General features: G+C 68.8%; 13 protein-coding genes. All 13 read right to left on the bottom strand.

Annotation, left to right across the window (positions count from 1 at the left end; translation table 11 throughout):
- Positions 1-1,386, bottom strand: a complete 1,386-nt coding sequence (locus RUH65_RS00425; protein ID WP_313815180.1) for an O-antigen ligase family protein — start codon at positions 1,384-1,386, stop codon at positions 1-3.
- A complete protein-coding gene (locus tag RUH65_RS00420) occupies positions 1,383-2,303 on the bottom strand; it encodes a DUF6492 family protein (protein WP_313815179.1) in 921 nt (306 codons plus the stop codon). The genes RUH65_RS00425 and RUH65_RS00420 overlap by 4 nt, the downstream gene beginning before the upstream one ends.
- Entirely contained in the window at positions 2,300-3,610 is a 1,311-nt protein-coding gene (locus RUH65_RS00415; RefSeq protein WP_313815178.1) for a glycosyltransferase family 1 protein, read from the bottom strand. The genes RUH65_RS00420 and RUH65_RS00415 overlap by 4 nt, the downstream gene beginning before the upstream one ends.
- Entirely contained in the window at positions 3,607-4,827 is a 1,221-nt protein-coding gene (locus tag RUH65_RS00410) for a glycosyltransferase family A protein (protein ID WP_313815177.1), read from the bottom strand. Before RUH65_RS00410 ends, RUH65_RS00415 begins: the two co-directional genes overlap by 4 nt.
- Complete coding sequence (locus tag RUH65_RS00405; protein WP_396179305.1) at positions 4,824-6,296, bottom strand: oligosaccharide flippase family protein; 1,473 nt, start codon at positions 6,294-6,296, stop codon at positions 4,824-4,826. The genes RUH65_RS00410 and RUH65_RS00405 overlap by 4 nt, the downstream gene beginning before the upstream one ends.
- Before the next feature lie 95 nt (positions 6,297-6,391).
- Positions 6,392-7,573: a glycosyltransferase family 4 protein gene (locus RUH65_RS00400; RefSeq protein ID WP_313815175.1), complete on the bottom strand. Its 1,182-nt coding sequence runs from the start codon at positions 7,571-7,573 to the stop codon at positions 6,392-6,394.
- Complete coding sequence (locus RUH65_RS00395; protein WP_313815174.1) at positions 7,570-8,787, bottom strand: DegT/DnrJ/EryC1/StrS family aminotransferase; 1,218 nt, start codon at positions 8,785-8,787, stop codon at positions 7,570-7,572. The genes RUH65_RS00400 and RUH65_RS00395 overlap by 4 nt, the downstream gene beginning before the upstream one ends.
- Positions 8,784-9,980, bottom strand: a complete 1,197-nt coding sequence (locus RUH65_RS00390) for a glycosyltransferase family 4 protein (protein WP_313815172.1) — start codon at positions 9,978-9,980, stop codon at positions 8,784-8,786. Before RUH65_RS00390 ends, RUH65_RS00395 begins: the two co-directional genes overlap by 4 nt.
- The gene (locus RUH65_RS00385) at positions 9,977-10,681 is read right to left on the bottom strand and encodes an acetyltransferase (RefSeq protein ID WP_313815171.1); all 705 of its coding nucleotides are present in this window, start codon (positions 10,679-10,681) and stop codon (positions 9,977-9,979) included. Before RUH65_RS00385 ends, RUH65_RS00390 begins: the two co-directional genes overlap by 4 nt.
- 2 nt (positions 10,682-10,683) lie before the next feature.
- Positions 10,684-11,847 carry a DegT/DnrJ/EryC1/StrS family aminotransferase gene (locus RUH65_RS00380; RefSeq protein ID WP_313815170.1) on the bottom strand — a complete coding sequence of 388 codons (1,164 nt, stop codon included), beginning with the start codon at positions 11,845-11,847 and terminating at the stop codon, positions 10,684-10,686.
- Between the two features lie 17 nt (positions 11,848-11,864).
- Entirely contained in the window at positions 11,865-12,917 is a 1,053-nt protein-coding gene (locus tag RUH65_RS00375) for a GDP-mannose 4,6-dehydratase (protein WP_313815169.1), read from the bottom strand.
- Positions 12,914-14,032 (bottom strand): Gfo/Idh/MocA family oxidoreductase, encoded by a 1,119-nt coding sequence (locus tag RUH65_RS00370; RefSeq protein ID WP_313815168.1) that lies wholly within the window; start codon positions 14,030-14,032, stop codon positions 12,914-12,916. Before RUH65_RS00370 ends, RUH65_RS00375 begins: the two co-directional genes overlap by 4 nt.
- Positions 14,032-15,654 (bottom strand): sugar transferase, encoded by a 1,623-nt coding sequence (locus RUH65_RS00365; protein WP_313815166.1) that lies wholly within the window; start codon positions 15,652-15,654, stop codon positions 14,032-14,034. Before RUH65_RS00365 ends, RUH65_RS00370 begins: the two co-directional genes overlap by 1 nt.
- Positions 15,655-15,775 lie beyond the last annotated feature (121 nt).

Below are 15,775 nucleotides of genomic sequence, written 5' to 3'. Positions count from 1 at the left end.
CTACCTCCGTATTCCTTGCTGTTTGCTGTGGTTTCCAGTGGACCGTGCGATCCCCGGGGTCTGATTGAGGTGTTGCAGGACAAGGAGCCATACGGTGCCCGCCAGGCCGACGAAGATCGGCACCAGCAGGGCAAAGGTCTTGAAGGACATCGAATCGAATGCGGCCGAGGAGACCAGGGCCACGCACATGGCAGCGGCAACGCTCCCCGCCAGCAGCCGCAGCTCGGGGTCCGGGGCGTACCGGGCCGCCAGCATCGACGCCAGCGCGGGCACCAACAGGTAGATCACCAGTCCGGCCAATCCCACGACGCCCATGGTGACGGCCGTCAGGAGGTATTCGTTGTCGAAGATGTCCATGGCGTTGATGGGCATCCAGCTTCCGGGCCCGTGGCCGAAGACCGGCCGCTGGACCAAGAGCGTCCACGCCAGTGGGTAGTCATCGGTCCTGGCCGTGATGGACGGGTCCGAGCTGCCCGCGGTGGCGGTGCCGAAAAGCGTGGACACCATCCCCGGGATGGCCACGAACAGCACCATCAGGAACGTCGGGGCCGCCACCAGGGCCCACCGTCGCGCGGTACGGGGAAGGTACGGAATCATCACCGCGGCGCTGACAATCAGGCCCAGCATGGCCGATCTGGAGACGGTGGCCACGCAACAGAACGCCAACATGACGGCCGGGACCCATCGCCGCCAGGCCTTGGACCAGGTGGAGAACAGCCCCCACCAGATCGACAGGGGCAGCATCATGCTGCTCACGACGCCCAGCTCGATGGGATGCATGGTCATGCCGGCCACCCGGGTGAAAGCCCCGCGGGGCTGGAACGGCGTGCCTGACCCGTTGTCCTGGAATCCGGGCAGGAACGTGGCAATCCAGTCGACAGGATTCGTCAGAGTCGTGAACTGCAAGGCCGCCACCAGGCCGGACACGCTGGCCCCGGCCAGCATCCAGCCCACTGCCCTCCGGACGTCCTCGCGGGTCAGCAGGCACTGGGTGATGGACAGGGTCAGGCCGATTCCGGCCAACAACAACAGCAGCCATCGGTCAGCCGACGCCCTTTCCACCACCGTCGAGGTCCCGCTCATTCCGGCCATCAGCGAGGCGTAGCTCAGCAGCGAGACCAGGAGCCAGACCATCATGCCCACACGCGCCGGATGCCGGAACTCCCAGAGTGAGAACCGACCGAACACCGCCGATACCAGCCAGAGGCCCAGTAGGACGAGGCCCAGCAACTGGGCAACCCCACCGGAGGCTCCCGCCGGTTCCAGGACCAGATAGGCGGGGAATGCCACCACCAGGAACATCGTCCAGCGCAGCACCAGAGGTCCGCCTGTGGGGCGAGTTGCCAGGTGGTCAGGTGGTGCAGGGGCCATGCTGAGCGCGGTCATCGTGGTGATGCTCCGCTCAGTCGCTCGACGACGGCGCTGAAGACCCGATCTTCCGTATCCGTGTTGGACTGGATGTGGACGGCGCAGTCCTCGTCCTTGAACCCGGCGACGAAGCGCTCCACCTGGTCAGCGCCCATGGCCTCGGTTTCCCAGTAGCTGTGGCACAGGGTCGTGTCCCGCTGGAAGCGCAGGTCCGGCTCGGACCCGAAGGCGCGGACGTAGGTGCCGTAGAGGATGTCCTCGCTGAACCGCAGCCGCTCCGCGATCGCCTGGGCCCAGGGACCCCCGGACACTTCTTCGACCCGGTCCAGGCAGGCGCGCAGCAGACGAGGATCCCAGGACACCAGGCCGGCGATGTGATCCGGGTAGCTGTCCTCGAGGGTCCAGGGAAGTCCCAGCAGTTCGTGGGCGGTCTCAGCCCACCGATAGTGCCGCATCTCCGGGCCGATGGAGTTCTTCAGGGTATAGAGGCGGACGGTCCCGTCCCGGACCAGCTTTTCCGGAGCGAGATGCCGGACCAGGACGACGTCCGAGTCGATGTTGACCAGGACTTCTGCTGTCACGTGATCGACCATGCACATCTTGACGATCTGCTGCAGCACCCAGCCGCGCACCGGCTTCCACGGCCGTCGCCCATTGATCGCGGCGCAGTTGAACGACGCCGGCAGACCGGGGACCCTCCTCGTCGCCACGGCGAGCCGGTCGGTAGCTGTCACACCGGCTGGTAGCACGTCCTGATAGGTCCAGACCTCCAGGCGATCGCTTCCGATGTCTCGGAACAGGCGTGCGTCCCGACCGGGGACGATCACATGGTGCTTCACGCCAGCGTCCGTATAGCGACGGACCGAGGCATGGAGTCTGCGGAATCCGGCCAGGTCCGGACGAAATGAGGGGGTGATGACGGCCATGGAGGTCATGATGGATTCCTTCCAGGGGTACGGAGTCCTGCCCGACCACTCGGCGTCCGGGCAGTCTCTGATTGCGGTCGGTACTCACCGGGAGCCGGGACTGTGCCGCGCCGCACGGTGTCCTCGATGAAATCCGCGGTCATGGACTGGGACACCTCCCAGGACGGTCGCGGACGTTGAGCCAGGCGCCGAGCGCGACTGACGATGTTCGCAGCGTCAGCCCACACCACCTCGGCGAGCGCTGAGGCCAGGGCGTCCGGACGTCCTGGGGCCCACACGGCGTCGGGCGAGTCCAGGTCAAGACGAGGCCCGGGCAGGTCGTTGAGGACCGGGACATTGCCCGCGGCCAGCAGTTCGCCGGGAACCAGCGACACATTGGTGAAGGACATGGCCAGGGAGGCGATGGTGCGGTTGTACAACTGGTTCAGTGCGGCGGGGGGAACGGATCCGTGCTGCTCCACGGGGATGTTCCAACCGCGCACCTTGTCCCCGACGATGTGGATCGGCTGGTCCGGGCACAGTTGGTGGAAGCGCTCCAAGGTCTCCTTGGCCAACAGATAGCCCCGGCGGTCCACGGTCCTCTTGGCGTAGTAGACGATGCCGTGCCGGGGTTCTGGGGATTCCAGCAACCGGTAGGTGGAGGTATCGCAGCCGAACGGCACCAGCAGGGCCGGTTCCAGGTCCCGCTGGCGGCGCATCTCGGTCGCCACCATGCCGCCCAGCGCGATGTTCTGCAAGCCGAGGGTGTAGCTGGACTCCGCCAGGTCGTACAGATACCCATGGGGGAAGAAGAAGGGCTCGTAGTCCTGGATGAAGTAGAAGCCGATCGCCGTCCGGTTCCTGCTGGCGACCACGTGGGCGGTCTCCCAGGAGCTGGCCACCACGGCGTCGTAGCCGCCGAAGCCGTCGCCCACACTGGCGATGTCCGCTTCCAAGTCCGGCCAGGCACGGCGGATCACCGGCTCGTGACGGCCCACGCCCCCCGCCAGGGGGTCGTAGAACACCAGGGTGCAGTGATGTCCTCGGTCCTCGAGGGCGCGGACCATCCGGAACAGGGTCGTATGCCCTCCGGAACCGGCGCTGGGAGGGAAGCAGACGATCCCCACTCGCAGCCGGTCCACCCTGCGTCCCGGCTGGGCGGGGACCGGGCCGGCGTCGTAGATGTCCTCCGCTGCCAAGGGCAGCGAGGGCTCGTCCCAGGCCAGACGACGGCCGGCGAGTTCGCCGGCCTTCCGGGAGGCAGACCGTACTGCGCTGGCCCAGCCGTCCCGCTGGATCCGTTCGCCCAGGGTCCTGATGACCGTACTTGTGCTCATCTGGAGTACACCCCGTTCTGGTGCCAGGTGCGGAACTCCCGTACCCGTCGGAACCGGGCGGTCGCCCGGCGGCCCAGGGACATCGCGCGGTCCGCTGGACCGCGGGAGCGTGCCGCGCGGCGCAGGATGCGATCACGCGAGGTCAGGTTCCGGCGGGTGGGGGTCAGCTCCAGTTCGAGGAGGCGGGCGAACACCGGAGAGGTCCCCCCGTTGGCGTCCACCTCGTGTGAGAGCAATTGCAGGGTTTCCCGGTCCAACCGGTCGCTCACCGTCCGGCACGCCTCAGCGGCCCAGGGAAGACTGCCGACGGCACCTGAGAAAAGCGTGCTGAAAGCCAGCCGCCGTTCTGCCAGGTCCACGGCGATGTCCACCTCACGGGCGGAAAGACTGGCCGGGTGATCCCGGTGCCATGCCTGGTCCGCCCCGTGGACGTACCCGACATCACTGAACGAGGCCAGCCGGAGCCACATCTCCATGTCGTGAGTGTGGGCCAGGTCCCGCTGGCCTCCCACGCGATCCACCACGGAGCGGCGCATCAGCACCTCCGCCGAGGTGATGACATTGCGACCGTCCGCACAACGCTCCTGCACCCAACTGGCTCCGGGCCACACCGTCCATGAGGTGGCCCGGTCCCGGGCCGGGGGCAGTTGCTGTCCGTCCGTGAAGTGCACCGGGTGGCCGTACACCAGGCCCACGGAGGGAAACCGGCGGGCCAGGCGGACGGCCCGGGCCAGCGAACCCGGGGTCAGCAGGTCGTCAGCGTCCAGCCGCACCACGAATTCCCCGCTCGCCTCCGCCAAACCGTCATTGAAGGTCTGCACGGCGCCCCCGTTCCTCACGTGACGTACCACCTGGACACGCCCGTCCGCGGCAGCGAGTTCCTCGGCGACCAGGACGCTGTCATCCGTGGAGCAGTCGTCCACGACCACCACGTCCACCTCGACCCCGTCTTGCGACAGCACGCTGGTGATGGCCCCATGCAGGAATCGGCCATAGTTGAAGCAGGGGATCACCACCGTGACGGTGGCCAACGGCACGGACGCATCCGTGCCGTTCCCCACCGCGGTCCCAGTCCGGTCCCTCACCGTTCCGATGCCGGTGGTGATCTCGGCAGGGACGGCCAGGGCGCCGCGTCCAGTGCTGGGGCGGACGACGGCATTCCGGGCCGTGGGCAGGGTGAGGGTGCGGTGGTAGTACACAGCGGTCTCAGAGCTCAAGGGGTGGCCTCCGATGTGGTTGCAGGGTGCTGGATGACAGGGTCAGTGCTCTTCGCGTTGACCGGCTGCGCGGTGGCGACGGCCGTGGCGGGTTCCTCTTCGAGAACCTCGTCCGCCCCCAGAAGGCGCGCTTCCGAGATCCGTTGGCGCATCCACCGGAACAGGACCATCCCGTAGACGACGGTGCCGGCCGCGCCTCCGGCCAGCAGGTCCACCAGGGGATTCGGCCCGGCCAACGCGACGAGCCAGGTGGCGAGGGCTGCTGGAATGACGGCCACCAGCGGCGGCCAGAACACGGCCCAGACGGCAACGATGTCCACCCCGACGACGGCCAGGGAGCGGGCGTACAACGCGAGCAGGACGACGCTGGACACCACATGCCCCAGGGCGGCACCGGCACCGCTGCCAGTGAGGGTGCCGGCCACCAGCAAGGGCAGCAGCACTACCATCCAGGCGATCTGCAATCGCAGCACCCGGCCGGACTCGCCGCGAGCCAGCAGGTAGGAGGTGGACAGGTCAAGGACGGTGCGCAGTGCCCCGAAGGCTGCCAGCACCATCAGCAGGGGCACCGCGGCCAACCAGCGGCCGCCGTAGACCAACTCGATGACCGGCCCTGCCAAGAACACCAGCATGCTGCCCACCAACACCGAGACGGCCCACACCGGGGCCAGCGCGGTGGCCAACGAGCGGTCCTTGTGACCCGAGGCGACCCGCGAGAAGGCCGGGAGGGAGACCGAGCGGACGACTTGGCCGAGCACGCTCATCGGCCAGTTGGAGATGTTGAACGCCAGGAAGTAAAACCCGAGCACGGTGGCACCTGCCAGGGAGGAGACGAGGACCTTGTCGGCACCGAGCAGCACCCAGGACAGCAGGTTGGCGCCGGCCACCGGCAACCCGAAGAGCCAGACGCCCTTGGCGAGGGACCGGTCGAATCCGTAGCGGGGACGTTCCCCCGACAAGATGAACTGCAGGACGACGGCCACGAGCTGGGCGATCACGCGGGACACCGCGAGGGCCATAACTCCCCAGCCGCCGAGCACCAACGCCACCAACAGGACCGTGCCGACGACGAAGTCGACCACCGCGATGACGAAGACCTGTTTCTGCCGGAAGGTCCTCTGCAGGGTGGCATAGGGAACCACGCCGATACCGGCGATCACCAGGGTCAGTGACATCACCGCGAGTACCGGTCCCGTTCCGGGTGCGCCCAGCACCTCTGCCAGCCAGCTTGACCCGGCGGCCATGCCCCCCGTGAGGACCGCCGAGATGAGCACTCCCATGGTGGCCACGGTGGGCGCTTTGGCTCGGTGGTTGGCGGAGCGGATCAGGTCCGAGCTCAGCCCGAAGTCCGCCAGGGTCATCATCACCGTCTGCACCGTCAGCACCACGGCATACAGCCCGAATTGCTCCGGGGTGAACATCCGGGCAAGGAAGATGCCCACTGAGAACGTCCCCAGGCGGAGCACCATGCTGCTGACAGTGCTCCAGGCCAGGCCGCGGCGGATACCGGCGCTGACGGTCGTCTCCCGTTCAGTCCTGGCTTGGCTGGGCGGTGAGAGGACTTTCATGCCGCGACGCCCCCGCTCTTGGTGGATCGGTTCCTGGTGGTCAGGAAGGAACCGAATCCCGCGGCGGAATAGGCCAGGGATGAGGCCTTGCGTACCGTGCTGGTCCGGCGGGCGATGGCTCCGCGGTAGATCTCCTCCAGCCGACCGACGGCTCCGAGGAGGCTGTAGTGCTCCTCCACCACGCTCCGGGCCCAGGCACCCCGGGCACGCCGCTCCCCTGATTCCTCGGCCAGGAACTGCAGGGCGGAACGAACGGTGTACGGGTGTCCATCACCGACCCCGTAGAACCCCTCCTGCCGGAACTCGGGCAGGGTCAGCTGGGTGACCGGCCTGGTATAGCCCTGGTCCCCGAGGACCACGGCGGGCTTGCCGCAGGACATCCCCCGCAGGACGGAGCTGCCCATGCCGACCACCACGTCCGCCGCTCTATAGGCCGGCGCCGGATCATCCATGTTGCCTGGCACGATGACCACTGGGCGTCCGTGGCGGTCGTTGACCCCCCTCGCGGCACGTTGCACCGATTCCAGAGAGGGACCGTCTCCGGCGGCGATCAGGACCACCGGATGATGGGTCTCGGCGAGCCGGTTGACGGCGTCGATGGTCGCGAGGACGCCCGCGTCTTTGCCCAGGTCTGGGGTCATGCGCCCGACGACCGAGACCACGAAGTCTGTGGGTGCGATCCCCCACTGGTGGCGCGCGTCCCGGCGGCCCCCCGGCGCATCGGTGTGTGTATCGATGGGCGGCTCGATGACATGGCGGTACGGGTGGGCCCTGGCCTCATCCAGGAGTCGGCGGGTGCCGACGACCAGGTCGAGGTGCCGGGGCAGGAAACGGGGAATGTCCATGGACAGCACAGTCATGACCTGTGGCACCCCCAGCACCCCATGCGCACCGAAGGAGGCGCCGAGGGAGGGTGCCCATTCGTAAGTGTGCACGAGGTCGGCTCGCCACGATCGTACCCATCGGACGAGCCCCGTGGCCCAGGCGCCTGACAGCCGCAGCCCGCTGGGCGACGGGGCCCAGTCCAGTCCGCGCGCTTCCGCCACCCCGACCAGCCTTCCGGGCTCGCAGTACAGCATGACCTCGTGTCCTCGGTCCTGCATCCCGGCCGCCAGGTCTATCGCGTTGATCTGGCTTCCTCCCATACCCATGTCATGGGGGCAGACGATGATCCTCATAGCGCAGCAACGTTCCTCGATCGGCTTCGGCCGATGGCTCGCTCCAAGGCGATCACCACTCGTTCCTGCTGCTCCGCCGTGATGTGGGGGAAGATCGGCAGGGACAGCAGCCGGTCTGCTGCGGCCTCCGTGACGGGAAAGGCGTCCCGGGCCAGGCCTAGGTGTTCGTAGGCACCGGTGAGGTGCACGGGCACGGGGTAGTGCACCCCGGCCCCGATCCCCGCGGCGTGCAAGCCGTCCAGCACGGCGTCGCGGTTCTCCAACTGAACGGTGTAGAGGTGCCAGACGTGGTGGTTGCCCTCAGCCGCGGTGGGCAGCCACACGTCACCGGAGTCGGCCAGGGGCCGCAGCAGCTCCGCGTACCGGGCCGCCGCGGCCCGGCGCCCCTCGTTCCACCGCTCCAGCCTGGCCAACTTGGCCCGCAGCACCACGGCCTGGACCGTGTCCAGCCGCGAGTTCATGCCGACCGTGCTGTGCCGGTATTTGGACGGGCTCCCGTGCTCGCCCAGCACCCGGACGCGGGCCGCGAGCTCGGGGTCGTTGGTCATCACGGCGCCGGCATCCCCGGCGGCACCGAGGTTCTTCCCCGGATAGAAGCTGGTGCCGGCCGCCAGCCCCAGGCTGCCGGCCATCCGACCGTGCCGGAAGGCCCCCTGGGATTGGGCGGCATCCTCGATGACCACGACGCCGGCCCGCTCGGCCTGCGGACGGATCCGTTCGACGAACGCCGTCTGGCCGTAGAGGTGGACCGGCATGATGGCCTGGGTGCGCGCCGTCATGGCGGCGAGCGCCGCCTCGGGCTCGATCAACAGGTACCGGGGGTCCACATCCACCAGCACGGGCACGGCGCCGATCCGGCTGACGGCCTCGGCCGTGGCGATGAAGGTGTTCGCCGGAAGGATGACCTCTCCCCCGGGCTGCACGCCGGCGGCCCGCAGCGCCAGCTCGAGGGCGTCCGTGCCATTGCCGACGCCCACGCAGTCGGAGACCTCGATGAAGGCGGCGTATTCGGCCTCGAAGGCCTGGACGTCCGGTCCACCGATGAAGGCGGTCGTGTCGAAGACGCGGCGCAGACCTTCCTGGACCTCGGCGTCGATCTCGCGCTGCTGGGCGCCGAGATCCACGAAGGGGACCGGGCCGTTGGCATCGGCCTCAACCCGGGTGACCTGCGGGGTCTCGGCCATGGCCGTCGTCGGGGATGTGAAGGGGGTCATGCGATGGCTCCTTCCCGGGCCCACTGTTCGCGGTCCACCACGGACCCGAAGCGCATGGAGGTGAAGTACCGCGCGCTGGTGGCGGCGGAGCGTGCGAGAGACCGGGCCACGGCGGCCCGAGGAGACCTTCCCAGAGCAGTGTCCACATAGAGAGCGGCCAGGTGCTCGGCGGCCCGGTCGAGGTCATAACGGGTGGCCACGAGGTCCCGGCCGAAGGCTCCCAGCTGCCGGCGCCGCACGGGCGAGTCCGCCAGGTACTCCAGCGCCCCCGCCAGGTCGCGGGTGCCGGCGCCGCCCCGGCCGTACCAGCCGCTGTGCAGGAAGCCTGCCGCGGTGGTCTCGTCCAGGGTCCGCCAGAATCCGGCCTCACCGTGAACCACGAGGGGCTTGGCGTGGGCCAGTCCCTTGATGGCGGAGGACCCCATGCCCAGCACGATGTCCGCCGCCGCGTAGGCCGGGGCGGCGTCCAGCTGGAAGCCCACCGGTTGCACCACGGTCCAGCCGTGATGGGCGTTGACGGCGGCCGCCCGCCTCTGAACGGCCTGCAGGCCTTCCCCGTCTCCGGCGATCAGCAGCCGGACGGGCCGGGTCGCCGCCATCCGGTCCACCACACGGATGGCCTCCAGCACGCCTTGGAGCTTCTCGAGAGCCGTGGTGAGCATCGAGACGATCGAGATCACCAGGGCTCCGTCCGGGATGCCGAACCGGGCGCGAGCCGCGGCGATGTCCGTGGTCCGGTACCGGTCCATGTCCACGGGCGGCTCCAGCAGGTGGGCCCGGCGGCCCTGCTCCAGCATCCGTTGCTGGAGTTCCGGCGTCCCGACGACGAGGGGCACGTGGGTGGGCAGGAACCGGGGCACGTCCATGGACATGACGGACATCAGCAGGGGGACCTGCCGCCCGGCACCGAAGGCCGCCTGCAGGCAGGGCCGCCACTCATAGGCGTGGATCAGGTCGATGCGGTGCTGCCGAACCACCTCCTCCAGCCGCCGTGACCACCCCAGTCCGGGGGCGTCCGGCGCGGGGGCCTCCGCCCACTCGAGGCCGGTGTCCCGCAGGAGCTCCGTGAGGACGCCGGGCGCTGAGTAGATCGTCGGCTCGTGACCGTAGTGCCGCATGGCCGAGGCCATCTCGATCGCGTTCAGCTGGCTTCCGCCCATGCCGAGCTGGTGGGGACAGATCAGAATTCTCATGACGCGGTTCCTCTCAGGGTGCGAAGGGTGGCATGTGCGCCGGGGACCTGGCCCACGACGCCGGCCGGTTCCGGTTGACGGAGCGGCCCGGCTGGGTTTCCGGCCCAGGTCTGGGCGTCAGGCACGTCCTGCAGCACCACGGCCCCCATCCCGATGACCGCGTCCTCCCCCACCCGGACGTCCTGGCGGACGGAGACCTGCATGCCGAGATAGGCGCGGGAGCCCACGTGCACCCGGCCGGCCAGCGTGGCGCCGGCCGCGCAGGTGACGTGGTCGCCGAGGACGTCATCATGCGTGAGCACAGTGCGCGGCATCAGCACCGTGTGGCGGCCCAGGCGAACATCGCTGGTCAGCACACAGCCGGCCAGGAGGATGGACCCCGCTCCGATCTGGCTGCCCCCGCCGATCACCACCGAGGGGTGCACATGGGTGGCATAGCGCCCCTGCTCCACGCCCAGCCCGGCCAACCGGGCCTCGATGGCGGCTCGGCTGCGGCCCTGGCCGGCGCACAGCAGCAGCTTCTCCCGGCCGCCGGCCGCCTCGTCCAGGCCTCCGAGCACGGGCACGCCGTCCAGGACGGTGCCGTGCAACGCCTCGTCGTCATCAAGGAGGCCCACCACGGTGTCCCGGCCCGAAGACCGGATGGAGGCCAGCGTCTCGCGCGCCAGACCGCTGGCGGCCACCAGGAGAATCCGCGTCATGGCTATCGACTCCCCATGATGGTGGAGTGATTGCGGGTGTTGCGGGGTGACTCCGCGGCAGCCCGCAGGCTTGAGGTCACCCGACGGTGCTCGTCCTCGGTCATGGAGTGGAACACCGGCAGGATCAGCGTGTTGTCGGTGAGCCTCTCGGTCATGGGCAGGGGCCTGACCAGGCCCGAATGACCGGCGTAGGCGCCCTGGCGGTGTGCCGCCATGATGCCCCGCCGGGCGGAGATCCCATCCGCCGCCAGCCACGCGAGCAGTTCCTCGCGGTTCAGCGGGAAGTCGGGCAGGACTTCGACCCAGAAGGACTGGAAGTTGGAGGTGCCGTACTCCGGGTCCGTGACGTAGCGCAGCCCGGGCAGGGTGGACAGCACCGCCCGGTAGTCCTCCGCCAGGGCGCGGCGCCGCCGGACCATCTCCGGGAGCTTGCCCAGCTGGACCAGACCCATGGCCGCCTGCAGGTCCGTCATCCGGAAGTTGAACCCCACTTCGGAGTAGCTCTCCTGGACTGGCAGTACGGAGGTGTGACGCTCCGCCGCGGACACGTCCATGGAGTGTTCCCGCAACCGCCGGGCGCGGGAGGCCCACTCGGGGTTGTCCGTGGTGAGCATGCCACCCTCGCCGGTGGTGAGCAGCTTGCGCGGGTGGAAGGACCAGGCGGTCACGTCCGCCCCTGCGCCGACGGGATAACCGCGGTACGTGGACCCCGCCCCGCAGGCGGCGTCCTCGACCAGGGCCAGGGAGTGCCGGTCGCACAGGGTCCGGATCGGGTCCAGGTCCACGGGGACGCCGCCCTGGTCCACGGCGATCACGGCCGTGGTCCGAGGGGTCAGCACCGCGTCCAGGGTCTCGGCGGTCACGTTGCCGGTCACCAGGTCAACGTCCGCGAACACCGGCCTGGCTCCCACGTAGGTCACCGCATTGGCCGTGGCTATGAAGGAGAACGAGGGGACGATGACATCGTCGCCGGGCTGCACCCCCGCCACGAGCAGGGCGAGGTGCAGGGCGGTGGTGCAGGAGGAGGTGGCCACACCGTGGGAGACCCCGTGGGCCGTGCTGAAGGCCCGTTCGAACTCGACGGTCCGGGGCCCCTGGGCGACCCAGCCCGAGGCGATGACCCGGGCGACAGCCTCGGTCTCCTCCGGGCCCAGCCAGGGCTTCATCACATCAATTCGATGGCTCACGTCGGCACCGACTCCCCGGACCAGTTCGTGGCAGCCACTTGGTCCAGCAGTTCTTCCGGACTCGTTCCACACGTGCGGAACCACTCGACCAGATCTCTGATGCCCACGGAGAATTGCTGGGTGGGGCTCCACCCGGTCAGCTCGGTCATCCGTCGGTTGTCCACGATCAGCCGCCGAACATCACCTGGTCGGTCCGGCAAGACCTCCGGTACGAGATCGGAGCGTCCCACGGCCTCAGAGATGAGATCGCACAGGGATCTCATACTGACCTCGCGCCCCGTGCCAAGGTTCACGGTCTCGCCCACAGCCCTGTCGCACTCGGCCAGGGCCATCAGACCGGCCGCAGTATCGAGTACATGCATGAAATCTCGGGTCTGTTCACCCGTGCCGAACAACACCGGAGCTGTTCCTCCCAGGAGCCGGACGATCGTGCGTGGGATGATCTCGCCACTGTCACCCTCGTGGTGGCTTCGTGGCCCATAGGTGTTGAAGGGCCGCGCCACAATGGTCGGCACGCCGTACGTTCGGTACATGGCCCGCGAATAAGCCTCTCCGGCGAGCTTGCCTGCCCCGTACACCGTTTCCGGCCACGTCGGATGGCGTTCATCCATGGGCGCGTACTGAGCTGTGCCGAAGACCTCACTGCTACTGACGTGGACGAGTAGCCGGATCCCGGCGTCGCGGGCAGCCAAGCCGACGGTCAGGGAGCCCTCAGCATTGACTGCATGGTTCTCCTCAGGGGAGTGAAGACTGTGCCGAACACCCAGGCATGCAAGGTGGAAAACGATGTCGGCATCAGCACAGACGGCGTCCATGGCCCCTCTGTCCCTGACGTCGGCCACAGTGAGCGAGAATCTGTCATCGCCATGCCAGTGCCGCACGTTGCCTTCTGACCCGTTGGACAGGTTGTCCACCACCGTGACGGCAGCCGGGTTCCGGTCGTTCAGCAGCGCATCCACGAGGTGACTTCCGATAAAGCCAGCTCCGCCGGTCACGACAATCCGGGCGCCGTCAAGGGTGCTCGTGTCAGTGGATTGGACAGTGTTCACAGCGCTACCTCCATCGTGGTGTTCTGAGTGGCATCCGAGGGGATGCGCCCGCCCAGAGGGAACTTCGCCCCACCGGCGGCGAGGGAGGCACTGGCGGCCTCCAGCACGGCGAGCACCCGCAGCGCGGAATCGCCATCGGTGGGCGCCGGCTGGTCCTTGCGGATGGCCTCGGCAAAGGAAGTCACCATCAGGCCCAGAGGCTCGAACTCGGACAGCGCCGGGGACCAGGTGTCCCCCAGTCGGTAGGAGATGGCCGCGCCCTTGCGGGAGGCCACGTCCCCGAAGACCTGCTCCTGGCGGCCCAGGTCCACGCCCCGGTCGAAGATGCTCAGCCGCTGCTGCGGGTTCAGATCGTCCCAGACCAGGGTCTTCTTGCTGCCGCCGATCACCATCTGCCGGATCTTGGTCGGGGACAGCCAGTTGACGTGGACGTGGGCCAGGGCGCCGTTGGCCAGCGGCAGTGCCAGGTAGCCCACGCAGGACTTCCCGGATCGCAGCGGGTCAGCGCCCTGGGCCGAGACGGCTACCGGTTCCAGACCTCCCGGGAGGATGAAGTCCAGGATTGAGAGGTCGTGCGGGGCCAGATCCCAGAAGACGTCCACGTCCGGCTGGACCAGGCCCAGGTTGATGCGGACCGAGTCCACGTAGAGGATCTCGCCCAGCTCGCCGGAGGCGATGAGCTCACGGATCTTGAGCACGGCCGGGGTGTAGCAGTAGGTGTGGTCTGCCATCAGGACGGTCCCGGCGGCTCGGGCGGCCTCCACCATCTCGCGGCCGTGCTCGGAGGTGTCCGCCAGGGGCTTCTCCACCACCACGTGCTTGCCGGCGGCGATCGCCTGCATGGCGATCGCGTGGTGCGTGCGGGCCGGCGTCGCGATGGCCACGGCGTCCACCTCATGCCTGGCGAGCAGCTCGTCCACGGAGGTGACCACGGCCGGCTCGCCGGTCTTCCGGGCCAGCTCTTCGGCCCGCTCGAGGTCCATGTCACAGATGGCGACCAACTCCCAGTCGGAACTCATGGCGAAGTTCCGGGCCAGGTTGGGTCCCCAGTAGCCGGCGCCGATGACGGCGACGCGGAGGGCGGGGTTGACGGTGGAATCGGCGGCGATACTCATCAGTACGCTCCTTCGGGTTGGATCATGACTTTGAAGGTGCGCCACATGATCTGAAGATCGCCCGTGACGGACCAGTTCTCGACGTAATAGAGATCGAGGCGGACGCTTTCGTCCCACCCCAGGTTGGAGCGGCCGTTGATCTGCCACAGACCGGTGAGTCCGGGCTTGATGAACAGCCGGCGGCCCTCGTGGCCGGCATAGGCCGCCACCTCATCCGGCAGCGGGGGCCGGGGGCCGACGAGGGACATGTCCCCCTTGAGCACGTTCCAGAACTGCGGCAGCTCATCCAGCGAATGGTGCCGGAGCCGGGTGCCGATGCGGGTGACCCGGGGGTCGTCCTTCAGCTTGAACAGCGGTCCGGCGCCCTCATTGGCGAGCGTCAGCGCGGCCTTCTGCTGCTCTGCGTCCGGCCGCATGGTGCGGAACTTGTACATCCGGAACGGCGTCCCGCGGCGTCCGGTGCGGGTCTGGGCGAAGAACACCCCACCGGGCGAGTCCCGGTGGATCATCAAGGCCAGGACCCCGAAGAGGGGCAGCATCAGCAGCAGCGCCACGGCGGAGACGGCGATGTCCATGGTGCGCTTGACCACGTGTCGTCCGCCGTCGAAGGTGGGCTGCTCCACGTGCATCAGCGGCAGTCCCTCCACGGGACGGACGCTGATGCGGGGACCGGCCACGTTGGTCAGCGAGGACACCACGATCAGCTCGGCCCGGGACTCCTCCAGGGACCAGCCGAGATCGCGGATGGCCTGGTTCCCGCCGGTCAGCGACCCGGCCACGATCACGGCGTCGGCGTGCAGCCGTGCCACGGCGGAGGTGACGTGGTGGGTGCCGAGGAAGCTGGGGGCGTGACGGGAGGCGAGGGACGTCTTCTCCTCGTCCTCGGACGTGGCCTGCCCGTCCAGGACCACCCCGACCACCCGGTAGGCGGCACCGGACTTCCGCTCGATCTGGCGCAGCACATACTGCACGTCAGCCGGTTGGCCGACCACCACGACGTCGGACAGCGCGCAGCCGTGGATGCGCCGCCGGTGCAGCCACACACGCCAGAGCCACCGGCCCGCCAGCAGTCCGGCCAGGCCGGCGGGGAAGGCGATGAGCAGGAAGTACCGGCCCCCGGTCCCGCCCACCAGCAGGGCCAGGATCGCGAAGAGCCCGGCGGTGGCCGCGGTGGCCTCGAGGACCCGCTTGTACTCGGTCGCCCCCACAGCCATGGTCCGTGCCGAACGCGTCCGGAACAGCTGCAGCATGCCCACCCACAGCAGGGTGACGACGCCGGCCACCACCATGGCGGGCCGGTCCGGGTCCGTGAAGGCGAGCGCGGAGACATGACCGCCCAGGGCCGTGGCCAGGACGACCAGGACCACATCGGTCACGAGCACGCTGCGCCGGTAGCGGTCCCTCCAGTAGAGGGCCGGGACGGTGCCGGTCAGTGGAAGCATGGCCGGCACCTCCACGGTCCGGCCGAGGGTGGCGATACTGTGCCGGCCGGCGGGCACCGTCCCACCGGGGGTGCGCCAGGCGCGGAAGGGATGGCGCAGCGATGAGCGGCGAGAGGATCGGGACGCCGCGTCAGCGACCGGGTGGTGTGGTGCGATCACGCGTTCAGTGGCCTGGGACATGATCACATCCCGAGCCCATGCCGGCGCGCGGCGACAACGAAGTACTGCATCGGATCTCCCACCGGGGGTTGGTGCGGGAGCCACCCATGAGCGTGGCGAAGGACGGTTGACCGTTCAGGAA

The sequence above is a fragment of the Citricoccus sp. genome (assembly GCF_032154715.1).
In the GTDB taxonomy this organism is placed as follows: domain Bacteria; phylum Actinomycetota; class Actinomycetes; order Actinomycetales; family Micrococcaceae; genus Citricoccus.
Note: the sequence above shows the minus strand (reverse complement) of the source record. Positions and strands in the feature narration are given on the sequence as shown.